At 58.0% G+C, this 16,900-nt stretch carries 14 protein-coding genes; all 14 read left to right on the forward strand.

The window, feature by feature from the left end; translation table 11 throughout:
• Nucleotides 1–214: 214 nt before the first annotated feature.
• The 14 genes from QMN23_RS09855 (at nucleotide 215) to QMN23_RS09920 (ending at nucleotide 16,890) form a co-directional block, all read left to right on the forward strand.
• Nucleotides 215–583, forward strand: coding sequence for a DNA-binding response regulator (locus QMN23_RS09855; RefSeq protein WP_281999138.1), 369 nt, complete (start codon nucleotides 215–217; stop codon nucleotides 581–583).
• Entirely contained in the window at nucleotides 576–3,266 is a 2,691-nt protein-coding gene (gene prsT / locus QMN23_RS09860; RefSeq protein ID WP_281999139.1) for an XrtA/PEP-CTERM system TPR-repeat protein PrsT, read from the forward strand. The genes QMN23_RS09855 and prsT overlap by 8 nt, the downstream gene beginning before the upstream one ends.
• Nucleotide 3,267: 1 nt before the next feature.
• On the forward strand, nucleotides 3,268–4,629 hold the full coding sequence (locus tag QMN23_RS09865; protein ID WP_281999140.1) for a TIGR03013 family XrtA/PEP-CTERM system glycosyltransferase: 1,362 nt from the start codon (nucleotides 3,268–3,270) through the stop codon (nucleotides 4,627–4,629).
• Between the two features lie 35 nt (nucleotides 4,630–4,664).
• Nucleotides 4,665–5,522, forward strand: coding sequence for an XrtA/PEP-CTERM system exopolysaccharide export protein (locus QMN23_RS09870; RefSeq protein WP_281999141.1), 858 nt, complete (start codon nucleotides 4,665–4,667; stop codon nucleotides 5,520–5,522).
• 60 nt (nucleotides 5,523–5,582) lie between these two features.
• Entirely contained in the window at nucleotides 5,583–7,055 is a 1,473-nt protein-coding gene (locus QMN23_RS09875) for an XrtA system polysaccharide chain length determinant (protein WP_281999142.1), read from the forward strand.
• Nucleotides 7,056–7,107: 52 nt separating this feature from the next.
• Nucleotides 7,108–8,049: an XrtA-associated tyrosine autokinase gene (locus QMN23_RS09880; protein WP_281999143.1), complete on the forward strand. Its 942-nt coding sequence runs from the start codon at nucleotides 7,108–7,110 to the stop codon at nucleotides 8,047–8,049.
• 67 nt (nucleotides 8,050–8,116) lie between these two features.
• Nucleotides 8,117–9,304 (forward strand): XrtA/PEP-CTERM system-associated ATPase, encoded by a 1,188-nt coding sequence (locus tag QMN23_RS09885; protein WP_281999144.1) that lies wholly within the window; start codon nucleotides 8,117–8,119, stop codon nucleotides 9,302–9,304.
• A gap of 60 nt (nucleotides 9,305–9,364) precedes the next feature.
• Nucleotides 9,365–10,597 carry a TIGR03016 family PEP-CTERM system-associated outer membrane protein gene (locus tag QMN23_RS09890; protein ID WP_281999146.1) on the forward strand — a complete coding sequence of 411 codons (1,233 nt, stop codon included), beginning with the start codon at nucleotides 9,365–9,367 and terminating at the stop codon, nucleotides 10,595–10,597.
• 48 nt (nucleotides 10,598–10,645) lie between these two features.
• The gene (locus tag QMN23_RS09895; RefSeq protein ID WP_281999147.1) at nucleotides 10,646–11,698 is read left to right on the forward strand and encodes an NAD-dependent epimerase/dehydratase family protein; all 1,053 of its coding nucleotides are present in this window, start codon (nucleotides 10,646–10,648) and stop codon (nucleotides 11,696–11,698) included.
• A 26-nt stretch (nucleotides 11,699–11,724) separates the two neighbouring features.
• The gene (locus QMN23_RS09900) at nucleotides 11,725–12,963 is read left to right on the forward strand and encodes a class I SAM-dependent methyltransferase (protein WP_281999149.1); all 1,239 of its coding nucleotides are present in this window, start codon (nucleotides 11,725–11,727) and stop codon (nucleotides 12,961–12,963) included.
• Nucleotides 12,960–13,487 carry a dTDP-4-dehydrorhamnose 3,5-epimerase gene (gene rfbC, locus QMN23_RS09905; protein WP_282003852.1) on the forward strand — a complete coding sequence of 176 codons (528 nt, stop codon included), beginning with the start codon at nucleotides 12,960–12,962 and terminating at the stop codon, nucleotides 13,485–13,487. Before QMN23_RS09900 ends, rfbC begins: the two co-directional genes overlap by 4 nt.
• A complete protein-coding gene (locus tag QMN23_RS09910) occupies nucleotides 13,484–14,782 on the forward strand; it encodes a DUF4910 domain-containing protein (RefSeq protein ID WP_281999150.1) in 1,299 nt (432 codons plus the stop codon). The genes rfbC and QMN23_RS09910 overlap by 4 nt, the downstream gene beginning before the upstream one ends.
• 41 nt (nucleotides 14,783–14,823) lie before the next feature.
• On the forward strand, nucleotides 14,824–15,525 hold the full coding sequence (locus QMN23_RS09915; protein WP_281999151.1) for a GNAT family N-acetyltransferase: 702 nt from the start codon (nucleotides 14,824–14,826) through the stop codon (nucleotides 15,523–15,525).
• A gap of 57 nt (nucleotides 15,526–15,582) precedes the next feature.
• Complete coding sequence (locus tag QMN23_RS09920) at nucleotides 15,583–16,890, forward strand: glutamate-1-semialdehyde 2,1-aminomutase (RefSeq protein WP_281999152.1); 1,308 nt, start codon at nucleotides 15,583–15,585, stop codon at nucleotides 16,888–16,890.
• The last annotated feature ends 10 nt before the right edge of the window (nucleotides 16,891–16,900 follow it).

Here is a 16,900-nt window from a genome sequence, read left to right on the forward strand (position 1 = left end):
AGCGGAAACACTTTTTGTCGTGTTGCCGATTTCGGCAGGAATTATTACCGGCAGAAAATTAACGCGGTAGATAAATATATTTTAGGGGTGAGGTGGTACAGGTTAACGATTTCAACCAATTATCGATTGACAAAATCCATTTTTCAATCGCCTGAGGAGATAAAAATGTAAAGAAATGTAAAGCGGTATCATTATTGCTCTCTTAGTAAACATTATGGAACAGGGCAAGATTCTTATCTATGACGAAGGTGGGTTTTCCAAGGTCTGCGCCGCAATTCTGGCCAAGCAGGGCTATGCTGCGGAGCAGGTTTCCGCCGGTGCCGCCCCCGAGCAGCAGGGGGCCTTTGACCTCGTCATCGCCAGCTATCCCTTTGGCGCCCAGTTCAGTGCCGATATCAAGAAGTTGAGTATCCCCGTTATTGTGCTTACCGACCATATCAGTTCCGACTTGCTGTCGTTTCTTAAGGTGCTGGAAGTTTCCTACTGTTTGATGAAGCCGCTTAATTTCGACAAGTTCGTCCTGCTCGTCAAGAACCTGATGAGCGGGGTTGAAATTGGTCCTGGAGGGTACAGCATTGTTTAGGTTGCGGATCATTGCCTGCCTCGCACTGTCGGCGTTGCTGTTCGCTGGGTGCGGAAGCAAGAGTAAGGATGAGCTTTACGCCGAGGGTGTATCGCTGCTGAAAGGCGGTAATCCCGGCGGCGCGATTGTCCTCTTCAGGAATGCCCTGGAGAAGGACCAGAACTTTCAGGATGCCCGTTTCCAACTGGCCGAAGCCTATCAGGCGCTCGGCAAATATGAACAGGCGGAGAAAGAACTACTCAAAATACAGCGGCAGAATCCATCCCGTGCCGACATCCACCTTGAACTTGCCAAACTGTACAATTCACTCGGCAAGCCGGACCAGTCGATCGAACAGTCTTCGGCCTATCTCCAGGCCCATCCGAATGCGGCGGAAGCGTTCGAGGTGCTCGGTGTCAGTTATGCGTTGAAGGGGATGAACGATGAGGCCGAGCGGCAGTTCCGCCTCGCCCTGCAGCGTGAACCGAACCGGCTGCCGGCGAAGCTGCAGCTTGCGGCGCTGTTGATGGGGCAGAAACAAGGGCGCGAGCAAGATGCGCGAGCGCTGATCGCTGAAATCCTCAGCGCCGACCCAAAAAACGTCAAAGCATATAACCTGTTGGCGCGATACGAAATGTCCCTGGGGAATCGCGACCGCGCCCTGCAAATTTACCAGACCGTTGCCGGCCTTCAACCAGCCGATCCGCTGCCGCTCTATCAGCAGGGGGCAATTCTCCTGGAGAAGGCCGATGTCGGCAAGGCAGATCAACTCGCCGAAATGCTGGTGCGGAAATTTCCCAAGTCGTCCGAAGGATATCGACTGAAGGGCCTGATCGCCTTTAAAAAGCAAAATTATCCCGAAGCGATCACCGACCTGCAGAATGCCAACAAGATATATCCATCCGTCGAAGGGCTCTATTATCTCGGCCTGAGCCTGTATGAAAAGGGCGAGCTCGAAAGCGCCCTCAGCCAGTTCCGGCAGATTCTCGATCACAAGCCGTCGTTTGCCCAGGCACGTATCCTGACGGCCGTCATCCTTCTTAAGCAAAAACGTCTTGAAGACGCCATCGCCGAAGCGCAGCGCGTATTGGACAAGGACAACCGCAATGCCCTGGCGCACAATATTCTCGGGAGCGCTTACATGGCGCGAGGGAATTACGACGAAGGGATCAAGGAGTTGAACCGGGCCACCGAGCTCGATCCCAAGATCGTCGACGCCCATCTGAAGAAGGGGTTGTTTTACCTCAGTAAAGGATTGACGCAGGAAGCGGAAAGTGATTTCACCACGGCGGTTAAGGTTGCTCCGGACCTGCTCAACTCGCGGCTTGTGCTCGCCTTTTACTATCTGCGCCAGGAAAAGCGTGATAAGGCGCTTACAACGCTGAAAGCGGGGCTCACCGGCCAGAAGAGCGACGCCGTACTCTACAACACCATGTCGGCGGTGCTGTTCGATCAGAGGAATCCGGCCGAAGGGGTGCGCGCCCTGCAAAAAGCCCAGCAGATCGATCCATCTTTCCTCCCGGCGCGGTTCAATCTTGCCACATATTACGCAACCACCGGCGATCTCGCGCATGCTACCGACGAGTACCGGACGATCATTCGCGACAATCCCCGCAATGTCCGGGCGCTGCTCGGCATGGCTGCCCTTGCCGAACTGACCGGTCATGAACGGGAGGTGTACGGCTGGTACGTAAAGGCCAAGGAAACGGGCGCCTATCCCGGCTATCTCGCCCTGGCAGCCTACCTTGAGAAACAGGGGCGTCATGGCGAGGCGATCGGCATTCTCGATGAAGCGATCAGAAGCCGGCCACGCAGCCCCGAGGCCTACGTGGCGAAAGGGCAGCTGTTGCTGGCGCAGAGAAAGCTTAAGGATACGCTCGACACCTATACCGATCTCGAATCGTTCGCGCCGCAGCAGGGCCTTTCCCTCAAGGTTACGGCCCTGTTGCAGGCAAACGAACTGGCCCGCGCCCTTGAGGAGGCGCGCCGGGCCGTTGCGCTGCAGCCGAATTCGGCCTTCGGTTACACCCTCACTGCGGCGGTTTATGCCCGTCAGCGAGACTACTCCCGGGCTATCCAGGAGCTGAAAAGCGGTCTCGGCAGCGATCCCGATAATATCGAAGCTGCCATGCAGCTCGGCGATTATCTGGGGCGGAGCGGCAACACGCGGGCGGCCCTGGACGAATACGACAAGATCCTCCGCGGCAAGCCGGAGTATGCGCCGGCAATCTTTGCCCAAGGGATGCTCCTTGAAACGACCGGCAACCGGAAAGGGGCTATCCACAAGTACCGGCAGGCCCTAGAAAAGTCGGAAAACTACGTGCCGGCGTTGAATAATCTGGCATTCCTCTATGCCGACGGATTCGGCCCTCGCCACGAAGCGCTGCGTCTTGCCCTGACCGCGCTTCGGCTTCAACCGGGGAATGCGGCCATCATCGACACCTACGGCTACGCGCTCCTTATGAACGGCCGCAAGGCCGAAGCTCGCAAGGTATTGGAAAAAGCAGCCGTGCTGCTGCCGGGCAACCCATCCGTCCGTTACCATCTTGCCCTGGCCTATCAATTGACTGGCGATCGGACCAAGGCTGCAGCGACACTGCAGCAGGCCATGCGTCAGGGGGATTTCCCGGAATCCGGCCAGGCCCGCAAGCTGCTTGCCGAACTGTCCGCACATGCTGACCGGGATGAGAGAAGGGGGAACTGATATGAGCAAACGATATCTGGCATTGATGCTGGGAGATGCTTTTTGTGCCGGAACGGCGGTGCTCGCAGGGCTGTCCCTTCGTTTCGGCGAGATGCCTTCTCTGGGAAGCTACTTCGGGATGAGTGGCGTGCATTTCGTCCTGTTCATCGCCGTGATGCTGTTTTCGGCCTTTTTCGTCGAACTGTACAGCCAGGATCGGGAACTGAGCCCCCGGGATCTCGCCGGGAGGGTCGTGATCGAGTTGATTCTCGCCTTCTTCACCCTTGCCGCGCTCTATTTCTTCCTGCCGGCTGCGCTCGATGGCCGGGGGGTTCTGCTAATTTCGGTGGTTATTTTCGGCTTGTTTCAGTTTCTCTGGCATGCGGGAAGCCGGGGCGGGTTCATTTTTCCCGCTTTCGCCAAGCGGGTGCTGATCCTTGGCACTGGCCCCCTGGCGAATCAAATGGGCAGCCTCGTGCTGGCGTCGGGGCAGAACTACGTCCTTTCCGGTTATGTTTCCTGCGCCCGTGAGCCGGTCTATGTCCCGACCCAGGCCATCGTCGGCAACGAGGAAGGGCTCTTTGAAACGGTCTGTCGCCACCGGGCCGACAAGATCGTGGTCTCCCTCGGCGAGCGTCGTGGGGTTTTTCCGCTCAAGGATGTGCTCAACTGCAAACTGAGCGGCATCGAGGTGATGGACGCGCCGTCGTTTTACGAGAGGGTTACCGGCAAACTGCTGATCGAAAGTATCAATCCGAGTTGGTTTATCTTTTCGTCCGGGTTCCGGGTCACCGCCCTCATCCGGTTGTTCAAGCGGCTCATCGACATCTTTTGCGCCTTGCTCGGCGGGGTCCTGTTCCTGCCGTTCTTTCCCGTGGTTGCTCTGGCGATCAAGCTCGATTCCCCCGGCCCGATCTTTTTCCGTCAACTCCGGGTCGGCGAGCGGGAAAAGCCCTTCTATCTCTTCAAGTTTCGGACAATGCGTACCGACGCCGAAAAAGCGACCGGTGCTGTCTGGGCGCAAAAAGACGATCCCCGGGTGACCCGGCTGGGCCGTTTTCTCCGCAAGAGCCGCATTGATGAAATCCCGCAACTGTTCAACGTGCTGATCGGTGATATGAGTCTTGTCGGTCCGCGTCCAGAGCGTCCCGAGTTCGTCGAACAGCTTCAGAAGGTCATTCCCTATTATTCCGAGCGGCACTTCGTTAAACCGGGCGTTACCGGCTGGGCACAGGTTCGCTATCCCTACGGCGCCTCGGTGGAGGATGCCGTCGAAAAACTCCGCTATGACCTGTATTACATTAAGAACCTGTCCGTTACCTTCGATCTGATGATCATCCTGGAAACCATCAAGGTCGTTCTCTTCCAGCGGGGCGGGAGATAAGCCCGCACGGAGTTTGTGGGGAAATGGGAGATCCTATGAAGAGAGTCATTCTGGTATTTGTGGTGTTGATAACCCTCGGCTTCGGTGTCGGGGGGGCGCTTGCCGGCGATTACGTGATCGGCGAGGGCGACGGACTCGATATCGCCGTCTGGGGGGCCAAGGAACTCAATGTTTCGGTACGGGTCCGCCCCGACGGGAAGATTACCATTCCCGGCCTTGGCGACGTGGTCGCCAGTGGATTCACCCCTGCCAAGCTGCAGGTCGATCTCGCCCAGCGGTTGAAAGAGCTTGTCAAGAACCCGATCGTGACGGTTACGGTACGGGAAATCACCAACAGCAAGGTTTACATCTTCGGCGGCGGCGTCCAGTCGGGGGTGTTCGACCTCAATCGTCGCACCACGTTGCTGCAGCTTCTTTGCAGCATCGGCAACGTTGCCGCCGGCGACGGCAAAGGGGGGGGCTCGGTCGCCGCCGGTGGAGCGAAAGTTGCCGACTATCACCGGGCGTACGTGCTGCGTAACGGGAAAAAGATCAAGGAAGACTTTTACAACCTCTTCATAAAGGGTGATACCGCTGAAGATTTTGTTATCGAAACCAATGACGCTATCTTTATCCCCCAGGCACTGGAAAAGAATGTCTATGTGCTGGGGGCGGTGAATACGCCGCGCTTCATCGAGTATCGCGAAGGGATGACGGTGATGGAGGCAATTCTCGAAGCGGGGGGGTTCACCAAGTTTGCCAAGCAGAACGATACGGTGATTCACCGCCGGGAGAACGACAAGGATGTTCTGCTTGAAGTGAAGGCGAAGGACCTGGTCAACGATGGCGACCTGAGTCAGAACATCAAGCTCAAGCCGGGCGATTACGTGATCGTCAAGGAAGGGATGTTCTAGCGCCGGTTGGTTGTCCGGCGGTCGTAACGAATCATTTATTTTGCGAGGCGGAGATACGGAATGGCGGCGACACCCGAGTTCGATTATCGAAAATATCTGCAGTTGATTCACAGGAAGAAGCGGCTCTTCATGGCGGTTGCCCTGGCTATCATGACTGCGGCGGTGATCTTCTGCTACCTGCAGCCGAAAAAATACCAGGCAAGCAGTACCGTATTCATCGAAAAGAACGTGATCAGCGAGTTGATCAAGGGGCTCGCCATCACGCCGTCGATGGACGATACGTTGCGGGTTCTCGGTTATGCCATCACCAGCCGGACGCTGATCCTCAAGGTGATGGACGATCTCGACATGGGGCTGGAAGGGAAGGGGGCGGCGAAGCTGGAAGATACTGTCCGGCGGCTGCAGAAGAACACCAGTATCCAGATCAAGGACCCCAATCTGTTCATCATCTCCTTCCGGGACAGTGATCCGCGTTTTGCCCGGGACTTCGTCAATGCGCTTGTTCGCCGCTATATCGAGGAAAATGTCTCCTCGAAAAGGGAAGAATCATACGGGGCCATCCAGTTTCTGTCGGAGCAGATGGGAACCTTCCGGAAGAAGCTCGACAAGACGGAGGATGAGATCAATCAGTACAAGGCTGAAAAGGGGGGGCTCATCGCCATTGATGAGGCGAACCTGTTCAAGGAGATCAATACTGCCCAGCAGAAACTGTACGATATCCAGCTGCGCCGGCGGCAGCTGGAGGGGCTGAAGCCGGTAACGAAAATGGCTTCCGACCCGCTGCAGACGAAACTCATCTCGCTGCAGAAACACCTCGAAGAGCTGCGCGTCCAGTTTACCGACAGTTATCCCGAAGTGATCAAGGTGCGGAGCGAGATCGATACCCTGAAGGAGCAGATGAAGGGGCGTCATGGGGTCCCGATGGTGGTGGACCCCCAGGAAGTAGACAAGGTCGACGCGGAGTTGAATGCCCTCAGACTGAGTGAGGACGGCTTGAAGCGCTTCATCAACTCGAACCAGGCATTGTTGCAGCGCATTCCCGAGGCCAAGGCGGGGCTGGAAAAACTCCAGACGGAAGAGAAAAGCCAGCAGGCGATCTACGACCAGCTGATGTCGCGGCATGGCCAGTCCGAGGTTTCGAAGCAGATGGAGGTTCAGGATAAAACCACGACCTTCCGCATCGTTGATCCGGCCGTTACCCCGACCAAACCGGTCAGCCCCAATCGGGTCAAGCTGATTCTGTTCGGAATTGTCGCCGGGATCGCCTGCGGCATCGGGCTGGTCATCGCGCTCGATTACTTCAATCCATCGGTCAAGACCGTCGACGCTATCAAGCCGCTCGGTTTGGCCGTGCTGGCGATCGTGCCGCAGATTTACGAACCGGAAAAACTTGCCCGTGAATGGCGGCGGGACCTCCGCCTCTACTTGGTCGCCGGCAGCTATTTTCTACTGATTGTGGCCGTCCTGGCGCTGGAGGCCATTGGCAAGTCGCCCGTCGACAAGATCATTAGTTCCGTCAAGACGATGCTTTAGCCGGATCAACGGCTCGCCGCCGGCGAGTCATCACTCAGTAACGGGGATATGAATGAGCAGAATCGACCAGGCATTGGAAAAAGCAGCACTCCTGCGGAAGGGGCTGGGGAACGATGGTGGCGGCAAGACCCTGCCGGCTGACGATAGCCCGCCGGTCCCGGTCCATACTTACGCAATGCCCGACAAGGCCACTTCCGGCGTGCATTCGGATAATCCGCTGATCGTTACCTTGAATGCGCCGCATTCGCCTGTCAGCGAAGAATACCGGAAGCTCAAATCGGCGATCGTCTCTTCCGCTCGGCAAGGGGTGAAACGGAACGTCATCATGGTTACCAGTTCGATTGGCGGGGAGGGGAAGAGCGTCACCTCGCTCAATCTTGCCATCAGTCTCGCCCAGGAGTTTGACCACACCGTCCTGCTGGTCGATGCCGATCTCCGCAAGCCGTCAATCAATAAGTACCTCGGCTTGAAAAGCGGCAAAGGGTTCTCCGATTGCCTGAGCGGCGAGGCACTGCTGCCCGACGTGCTGATCAAGACGGGGATCGGCAAGCTGACCGTGCTGCCGGCCGGCACACCCCGCCGCAATCCTGTGGAGCTTTTCTCCTCGCAGATGATGAAGGATTTCATCAACGAGATCAAAAGCCGTTACCCCGACCGCTACGTAATCATCGATACGCCGCCGGTCCTTCCTTTTGCCGAGTCGCGGATGCTCGGGGCGCTCGTGGACGGGATTGTGCTGGTGATCCGGGAGGGGGCGACGACGGTGGATGATGTCCGGGAAACGGTGGATGTCCTGCCGAAAGGAAAGATGTTGGGGGCGGTTTACAATGTTGCCACCGTCGATAGCCTGAGTGGCCGCTACCACTACTATTATCACGGCTACGGCTATCACGCCGATGCAGGGGAAGGTCAGGAGGCTGCCGCCGTCGGCAGCGACCTGGCTGCCGGGAAGCCTCGCCTGTTCGGCAGGCTGAAACAGCCCAAGGCGAAATAACCGCCGCCGGCGGCGCGGATCGATATCAGGCGGGCGGCGATTGGCCGCTCCCGCATTACGGTGAGACATGTACGAGTCATTCTTCAACCTGAAAGCAAAACCGTTCGAACTGGTGCCCGATACATCCTTCCTCTATCTGAGCAAGGTACACAAGCGGGCCATAACCTATCTCGACTACGGCATCCGGGAGCGGGCCGGTTTTATCCTGTTGACGGGGGAGGTGGGGGCGGGCAAGACCACCATCATCAGGAACATGGTGAAGCGGTGCGACGAGGATGCGGTCCTGGCGCGGATATTCAATACCAGTATCGATTCGTTGCAGCTGCTGGCGATGATCAACGAAGAATTCGGCCTCAGCTCGGCGGGCAAGGGGAAAGTCGAGCTGCTGAAGGATCTCAACGATTTCCTCATCGATCAGTATGCGCAGGGAAAACGGGCGGTATTGATCATTGACGAAGCCCAGAATCTCGCGCCGGCGCTGCTGGAAGAAATCAGGATGCTTTCCAACCTGGAAACCGACAACGGCAAACTGTTGCAGATCATCCTGGTGGGCCAGCCGGAACTGCGGGATATGATCGCTACCCCCGATATGCTCCAGCTGCGGCAACGGGTCAGCATCAACTGTCACCTGCAACCGATGTCGCGCCAGGAGACCGAAGAATACATTCTTCACCGGCTGGAGGTCGCCGGCGGCCGGAATGCGGTGACGTTCAGTGCCGAAGCCTTCGATCTCATTTACATGTTCAGTCGCGGCATTCCGCGGCTGATCAACATAATCTGCGACTTCCTGATGCTCTCCGCCTTTGCTGAAGAGACGACAACGCTCGATGGTGCCATGGTCCGGGACATTGCCGGCGATCTCGATTTCGAAAAGCAGTATTGGGGCGAGCAAGAGACTGCCGACGATGCCGGCGAGGCGGCGAAGGCTGCTGAGCCGGGGGCCGGAAGCGAGATTGCCGACCGGCTGACATCGTTGCTGGAAGAGATTCGCAACCGGATGGACCTGCTGGAGAACCGAATGGCGACGCCGGATCGGGAAGTGATCGGCGAAATGATGGAAAAGCTCGCCTCGCTGGAGAATGCCTTCTTGTTCCATGTCCGGGAAACCGATTCTCTGGTTGCCGAAATCAGCAAGCGGCTGGAAAGGGTTAGCCGTTATCAGTTCGACGAGCTTGAATCTCCCGAGAGCGACAAACCGGCGAAGCAGGGGCTCGTGACCCGGCTGTTCGGCAAGTCGTCTCTTGGCAACGAATGAAAGCGCACTGCCGGGTGCGGTGTTACGGGGTCAAAATCCATCTGAACGACAAGGGTGACTATGAAATTCATTGGGTGTTCCTGCTTGGCAATGCTGGTCTTGTCGGTCGTCGAATGCGGAGCCGCCGAGGTGCAGTTCCATCCGTCGCTGGCGGTAAGCGAGGAGTTCACCGATAACGTCTTCCTTACCGAACACGACAAGGTTTCGGAGTACATCACCAGGGTCCTCCCCGGCTTCTCGCTCGCCTACCAGGCGCCGGTGCTGACCGGCGACATCAGTTACACCTTCGATTACCGGCATTATGCCCGAGGAACCCAGAGTGACGAGATCACCCATTCCGCTGACGCAAAAGGGCTTCTCACGGTGATCGACAATTTCATGTACATCGACGTCAAGGACAGCTACCGGCGTGTCTCCCTCGACGTCGGCCGCGATACGACCAACGAGAGCTTGTTCCTCAATCAGTCGGATCAGAATCTGTTAACGGTTTTTCCTTACTTGCTCTGGCGCCCCGACCACCAGACCACGATCAAGACCGGGTATACCTACGGTAATACTTGGTATCGGGACCCGAACGGCGTCAACAAGACCGACCATTCGTTCACGGGGACCATCGACCGGGAACTGAACCGGTTCTGGTCGGTCAACGGCGGGTACACGTACACTAACGAGCAGACCTCGTTGTTCGATTTTGACCGGCACAACGGCTATGCCGGCGTTCGTTACCAGTACGCCGAAAAATCGTTCGTTTCCGCCCAGGGGGGGGTGACCTACTACAAATACAGTGACGGCAAAACCTTTGTCAGTCCCTTCTGGAACGTGGCGATCACCCACACCTTCGATACCGTTACCGCCGAGGTCGGCACCTCGGTCACTTTTACCGACGATCCGCTCAGCAATTCGATCGAGAATCGTTCCTACTTCGGCAAACTGACCAACAAATTCCAGCGCGGCAGCGGCAACCTGCGGGTGAACTACTCGGAATACAAGGATACCCGGCTGAGCGGGACGCTGGAGAAGAGCACCCTGATCGGCCTCGGCGGCGATTATGAGTTCAGTGATCGATTCAAGGGGTTCATCGATCTGTCCGGCGAAAAGGTAAGCGGGCAAACCCTCTACGATTTCCCCTATCGTGCCCTTGCCAGCCTTGGCTGCAGCTATGACCTGGGAGAGAATTTCCTGGTCTCGCTGAACTACTACCATGAAACCGATTTTCGCGATTTGAGCATCAATACCCCGAACATCGGCCCGCAGGTCAACCGGGTGGTCCTCGAAATCCGCAAGACCTTCTGAGGAGATGGCTGAGCGACGAATCAACTACCAGCTTGGAGATCTTAAACCATGAAAATTCTTATTACGGGCAACATGGGCTATGTCGGACCGGGGGTGGTCCGACAGTTGCGCGCCGCGTACCCGGACGCGGAGCTGGTCGGATACGATGCCGGCTTCTTCGCCGGTTCGACGATGCCACACGACACGCTTCCCGAACTGGCGCTCAACCAGCAGTATTTTGCCGACGTGCGCCGTTTTCCCGACTCCATTCTGGCCGGGGTCGATGCAATTGTCCATCTGGCGGCGATTTCCAACGACCCGATGGGGAATCTGTACGAAGAGACGACGTTGGAGATCAACCATCGCGCCAGTGTCGAACTGGCGCGCAAAGCCCGACAGGCAGGGGTCAGGTCCTTCGTCTTCGCCTCCAGTTGCAGTATTTATGGCGCCGCGGACGATCATGCCCGGACCGAGGAGTCGCAGTTGAACCCTCTGACCGCCTACGCGCGGTCGAAGGTCTACACCGAGCGCGATCTGCAACCGCTGGCCGGCAATGGCTTTACGGTAACCTGCCTCCGCTTTGCGACCGCCTGCGGCATCAGTGACCGGCTGCGGCTCGATCTCGTCCTGAACGATTTCGTGGCGGGGGCGGTGGCCTCCCGGAAAATCTCGATCCTCAGCGATGGCACCCCCTGGCGGCCGTTGATCAATGTCCGGGACATGGCGAGAGCCATCGAATGGGCGGTCGGCCGCACACCGGCCCGGGGCGGTGATTTTCTCGCCGTCAATGCCGGCTGCGATGCCGGGAATTACCAGGTGCGCGAGCTTGCCGAAGCCGTGGCGCGGGTTATCCCGGGCGTCGAGGTGCAGATCAACGAGAATGCCCAGCCCGACCGGCGTTCGTACCGGGTCGATTTCGGGCTGTTTCGCCAGCTTGCCCCCGATCACCAGCCGATCCACGATCTTACCGACTCGATCATCGGGCTGCGGGACGGACTGGCGGCACTAGAGTTCAACGATCCGAACTTTCGCAGTTCGCGCTTCATGCGCCTCGTGCAGCTGAACCATCTGCGGGAGAAGGGGTGCCTGACGGAAAACCTGCAATGGGGCAGCGCGCTTTGAACCAACCGCCGGAGAGGAGACCCGGGATGCAATCCACCTGTACCTGCAGATTCTGTGGCGAACCACTGCACCATACTTTTGTCGACCTCGGCATGTCGCCACTATGCGAAAGCTATGTCAGCGCCGAACAGCTGAACATGATGGAGCCGTTCTATCCGCTCCATGTTTATGTCTGCGGCGCCTGTTTTCTTGTCCAGCTGGAGGAGTATGTCAGCCCGGAAAACATTTTTAGCGAGTATGCATACTTCTCGTCCTATTCGAACGATTGGCTCCGTCATGCCGAGAACTACGTCGCGATGACCTCCGCGCGGTTTGGTCTCGATCGGCATTCCCACGTCGTCGAGGTGGCGAGCAACGACGGCTATCTCCTGCAGTATTTCGTGGCCCGGGGGATTCCGGTGCTCGGCGTCGAGCCGGCGCGCAACGTGGCCGAGGTGGCAATCGGCAAAGGAGTGCCGACCCTCGTTGAATTCTTCGGGGAAGAGACCGCCCGACGGCTGGCGGCGGAAGGGAAGGCCGCCGATCTCCTCCTCGGGAACAACGTGCTGGCACAGGTGCCGGACGTCAACGATTTCGTCAAGGGGATGAAACTGTTGCTCAAGCCGCGCGGGGTCATCACCATGGAATTCCCGCACCTGGTCCGGCTGATGGAAGAGAACCAGTTCGATACCATTTACCACGAACATTTCTCCTATTTTTCGTTCATCTCCGCGGAGAAAATATTCGCTGCCCACGGCCTGACCCTGTTCGACGTCGAGGAGCTTCCCACCCATGGCGGTTCGTTACGGATCTACGCCCGTCACAATGAAGATGACTCGCGGCCGGTCGCGCCGGCGGTGCAGTCCCTGGTGGCACGCGAGATTGCCGCCGGGATCGACCGGATTGACACGTATGCCGCGTTTACGGAGCAGGTTAAGGAAACCAAGCGCAAGTTGCTGGATTTCCTGATTGCTGCCCGCCGCCAAGGGAAGAGCATCGCTGGCTACGGTGCCCCCGGCAAGGGGAATACCTTGCTGAACTACTGCGGCATCCGGACCGACTTTCTGGACTTCACCGTGGATCGCAATCCATACAAACAGGGGAAATTCCTGCCGGGGACCCATATCCCGATCTTCAGCCCGGAACGGATTGCGGAAACGAAGCCCGATTATGTCCTGATCCTGCCCTGGAACTTTAAGGATGAGATCATGGAACAGATGGCATTTATCCGGGAGTGGGGGGGGCAGTTTGTCGTACCCATTCCCGAGGTGAGGGTTTGTCGATGATTTTTACCCCCCTCGAGCTGGCGAACGCCTTTCTTATCGAACCCGAACGGCTTGAAGACCAGCGAGGGTTTTTTGCCCGGTCGTTTTGCCGGGAGGAATTTGCCTCCCGCGGCCTCAATCCCGAGATCGCCCAGTGCAATATCTCCTACAACGCCAGCAAGGGGACGTTGCGCGGCATGCATTACCAGCATCCCCGGGGTGAGGACAAAGTGGTCCGCTGTACCCGTGGGGCCATCTTCGATGTGATCATCGATCTGCGCCCCGATTCTGCCACCTTCAAACAGCACTTCGGTGTTCTGCTGACCGAGATGAATCGGCGGATGCTCTACGTGCCGGTTGGCTTTGCCCATGGCTTCCAGACCCTGGAGGACCATACGGAAGTCTTTTACCAGATGTCGGAATTTTACGTCCCCGAAAACGGGCGGGGAGTGCGCTGGGATGATCCGGCGTTCGGCATCCACTGGCCCGAGGTCGTCACGATCATTTCCGAGCGTGATGCTACCTATCCCGACTTTTCCCTATGAGCGAACGTGCCCGACACCATACGTTTCCCGAGGAAACGATCGGCGAGCAGGCCTACCGGCTGGTCGCGGAGCTGTATCCGCTCTGCCGGAGCATCACCGGTGACGGCGTTCGCCAATCCCTGGATATCCTGGCCCGGCGAATCCCGCTGGCGGTCCGGGAAGTGCCGTCGGGTACGCCGGTTTTCGACTGGACCGTTCCTCAGGAGTGGAACATCCGCGATGCCTACGTCAGAAATTCCCGCGGCGAAAAAGTGATCGATTTTCGACAGAGCAATCTTCACGTTCTCAATTACAGTACGCCGGTACGGGCAACCATGCCACTGGCTGAGCTGAAGAAGCATCTCTTTACCCTGCCGGGGCAACCCGATTTGATTCCCTACAAGACCTCCTACTACCGGCGCAACTGGGGGTTCTGTCTCAGCCATCGCCAGTTGCAGTCCCTGGAAGACGGCGACTACGAAGTAGTCATCGATGCAACGCTGGCAGACGGTTACCTGACCTACGGCGAGGTATATCTGCCGGGGGAAACGGAGGACGAGATCCTCCTCTCCTGCCACATCTGTCATCCCTCGCTCTGTAACGACAACCTGTCTGGGGTGAGCGTGCTGACCCTGCTTGCCGAGCAGCTGGCCGCCGCTCCCCGGCGCCATTCCTACCGGTTCCTCTTCATCCCGGGGACGATTGGCGCGATCACCTGGCTGGCGCAGCATGCCGCTGCCGTGAGTCGGATTCACCATGGACTGGTCGTGAGCGGGATCGGCGACCGCGGCGGGCTGACCTACAAAAAGAGCCGGCAGGGAAACGCGACGGTCGATCGGGCCGTCGCCTACCTCCTTGGCCGGTCGGGGCTGCGGCATGAAATCGTCGACTTCACCCCCTACGGCTACGACGAACGCCAGTATTGCTCGCCCGGTTTCAATCTTCCGGTCGGCCGGCTCTCCCGTACGCCATTCGGCAGCTATCCGGAGTATCACACATCTGCCGACAATCTCGATTTCGTCACCCCGGTCGCCCTGGGCGAGGCCTGGGCAACGCTCCGGGATATCCTGCAATTGCTCGACGGGGACGGGAAGTTTATCAATCTGAATCCGTATTGCGAACCGCAACTGGGGAAACGGGGGCTTTACGATTCCATCGGCGACAACGAACTGGCCATGCTGTGGGTGCTCAATCTCTCCGACGGCGAGCATTCGCTGCTCGACATTGCCGAACGCTCCGGCGTCGAGTTCGGGGCGTTGCGCGAAGCGGCCGAGCTTTTGTGCCGGCATGCGCTGTTGAAGCGCCTGGACGGCTAGCGCCTCGCCGGTATGCTGCCCCCGTTTTTGGGAGGAGTGTCATGACAGCAGAGAGTACGTCGACAATCTTCAGCCGCGGGCTTCGCGTGTTACGGGATGACGGCATTTCGGGATTTCTGTGGCGGTTGCTGGAGAAGGGGGGACTCAAGCCGGCCCGGACCCACCTGTATGTCCTTGAATCGGGGCGCGGGCCGCAGGATTTGCCGCAAGCCGGAGCGGAGGACGTGCAGATTCTCAAGGTGTCACTGAATGATCACGACTACATCGATGAAATAACGTCGATTGATGAATGGAAGATTCCCCGTTCGGTGACGATCAAAGACCTTGAAGATGGACAGCAATGCTACATTGCCCGCTGCAATGACCGCATAGTGGCTTGCGGCTGGGCGATCGTCAAAAACAGTTTCTGGGACTCGCATTGCAAACGCGAATTCGTGCTCGCCGATAATGAGGCCTACATTTGGCGGGGATTCACCGTACCGGAATTCCGGGGGCAGGGGATTATCGCTCAGTTAGTTCATTACATGGAGTACGACCTGTTTACGCACTGCAATAAGGAATCGGTCATCACCCTTGTCAGAACATCTAATGCAGCGGTTTTACGCTCATTCGAAAAATCTCAATGGCGTAAAACAGGCCGGGCCGGGTTTTGGGAGATTGGTGGGCTGCGTTTGCATTATCTGCAAGGTAAGAATGCCTTCAAGGCAACAACTAGACGGCGATTCGTCTCAATTAATCGATAAACGGCGATTGTTGCCGGGTAAATTCTCCTGCCAGCGGGGGAAAAGAGGACGCCAGCCATGAACTTCGACAAATCCGATAATCTCAGAGCAAAAGCCCATTCGTTGATCCCCGGCGGCTGCCATACGTACGCCAAAGGGGACGATCAGTATCCGGTGCTCTCCCCCGGCTTTATCGTCAGAGGGGAAGGGTGCCATGTATGGGACATCGATGGCAACGAGTTCATCGAATACGGCATGGGGCTGCGCGCCGTCACCCTTGGCCATGCCTATCCGCCGGTCGTTGCCGCGGCATCCCGGCAGATGCAGCTGGGGAACAACTATACCCGTCCGTCGGCGCTGGAGGTCGAGTGCGCCGAGGCCCTGGTGGATTTGATCGACGGGGCCGAAATGGTCAAATTCGCCAAGAACGGCTCGGATGTCACGACCGCGGCGGTCCGGCTGGCGCGAGCCTACACCGGCCGCGATCTAGTTGCCATCTGCGCCGATCAGCCGTTTTTCTCGGTCGATGACTGGTTCATCGGCACGACGGCGATGGATGCCGGCATTCCGAAAACGATCAGCAAGCTGACCGTCAGTTTCCGCTTTAACGATATCGACAGCGTCAAGGTACTCTTTCGGCAATATCCGAACCAGATCGCCTGCATCGTCATGGAGGCGGCGACTGCCGCCGAGCCGGCCGAAGGCTTTCTCGCCGAGCTTCGCCGGTTGTGTAGCGAACAGGGAACCTTGCTGATCCTCGATGAGATGATTACCGGCTTTCGCTGGCATCTGCAGGGGGCACAGAAATACTATGGGATCGATCCCGACCTCTCTACTTTCGGCAAAGCGCTGGGGAACGGTTTTTCCATCGCCGCCCTGGCCGGCAAGCGCGAAATCATGGAGCGGGGAGGTTTGACCCACAAACGTGAGCGGGTGTTTCTCCTTTCCACTACCCAGGGGGCGGAAAGTCATTCCCTGGCGGCGTCGCTGGCCACCATGAAGGTGTACCGGGAGGAGAAGGTTGTCGAGCGGCTCTGGGCAAGCGGCGAGAAGCTGCGGCAGGGGATAGGTAAGGTGATCGAGGAGCTGCGGTTGCAGAACCATTTCCAGGTGCTCGGCAAGCCGTGCAATCTGGTCTATGCCACCCGTGACGCCGATGGCAACCCATCGCAGCCGTTCCGGACCCTGTTTCTTCAGGAAACCATCAAACAGGGGCTGTTGATGCCGTCGCTGGTCGTTAGCTTCTCCCACGGCGAAAAAGAGCTGGAGCGGACGATTCAGGGGATAGGCGAGGCGCTGGTGGTTTATCGCAAAGCACTTGAGGACGGGATCGACAAATACCTGGTCGGCCGCTCGGTGCAACCGGTCTTCAGGAAATACAACTGACCCGCCCGGC

Origin of the sequence: Geotalea uraniireducens (assembly GCF_027943965.1) — a bacterium.
GTDB lineage: Bacteria > Desulfobacterota > Desulfuromonadia > Geobacterales > Geobacteraceae > Geobacter > Geobacter uraniireducens.

Coding starts and splice junctions, on each gene's coding strand:
- QMN23_RS09910 (WP_281999150.1), top strand. CDS start 13,484: ATGAGCGAACGTGCCCGACACCATACGTTTCCCGAGGAAACGATCGGC.
- QMN23_RS09875 (WP_281999142.1), top strand. CDS start 5,583: ATGGCGGCGACACCCGAGTTCGATTATCGAAAATATCTGCAGTTGATT.
- QMN23_RS09880 (WP_281999143.1), top strand. CDS start 7,108: ATGAGCAGAATCGACCAGGCATTGGAAAAAGCAGCACTCCTGCGGAAG.
- QMN23_RS09870 (WP_281999141.1), top strand. CDS start 4,665: ATGAAGAGAGTCATTCTGGTATTTGTGGTGTTGATAACCCTCGGCTTC.
- QMN23_RS09895 (WP_281999147.1), top strand. CDS start 10,646: ATGAAAATTCTTATTACGGGCAACATGGGCTATGTCGGACCGGGGGTG.
- rfbC (WP_282003852.1), top strand. CDS start 12,960: ATGATTTTTACCCCCCTCGAGCTGGCGAACGCCTTTCTTATCGAACCC.
- QMN23_RS09920 (WP_281999152.1), top strand. CDS start 15,583: ATGAACTTCGACAAATCCGATAATCTCAGAGCAAAAGCCCATTCGTTG.
- QMN23_RS09855 (WP_281999138.1), top strand. CDS start 215: ATGGAACAGGGCAAGATTCTTATCTATGACGAAGGTGGGTTTTCCAAG.
- QMN23_RS09890 (WP_281999146.1), top strand. CDS start 9,365: ATGAAATTCATTGGGTGTTCCTGCTTGGCAATGCTGGTCTTGTCGGTC.
- QMN23_RS09900 (WP_281999149.1), top strand. CDS start 11,725: ATGCAATCCACCTGTACCTGCAGATTCTGTGGCGAACCACTGCACCAT.
- QMN23_RS09915 (WP_281999151.1), top strand. CDS start 14,824: ATGACAGCAGAGAGTACGTCGACAATCTTCAGCCGCGGGCTTCGCGTG.
- QMN23_RS09885 (WP_281999144.1), top strand. CDS start 8,117: ATGTACGAGTCATTCTTCAACCTGAAAGCAAAACCGTTCGAACTGGTG.
- QMN23_RS09865 (WP_281999140.1), top strand. CDS start 3,268: ATGAGCAAACGATATCTGGCATTGATGCTGGGAGATGCTTTTTGTGCC.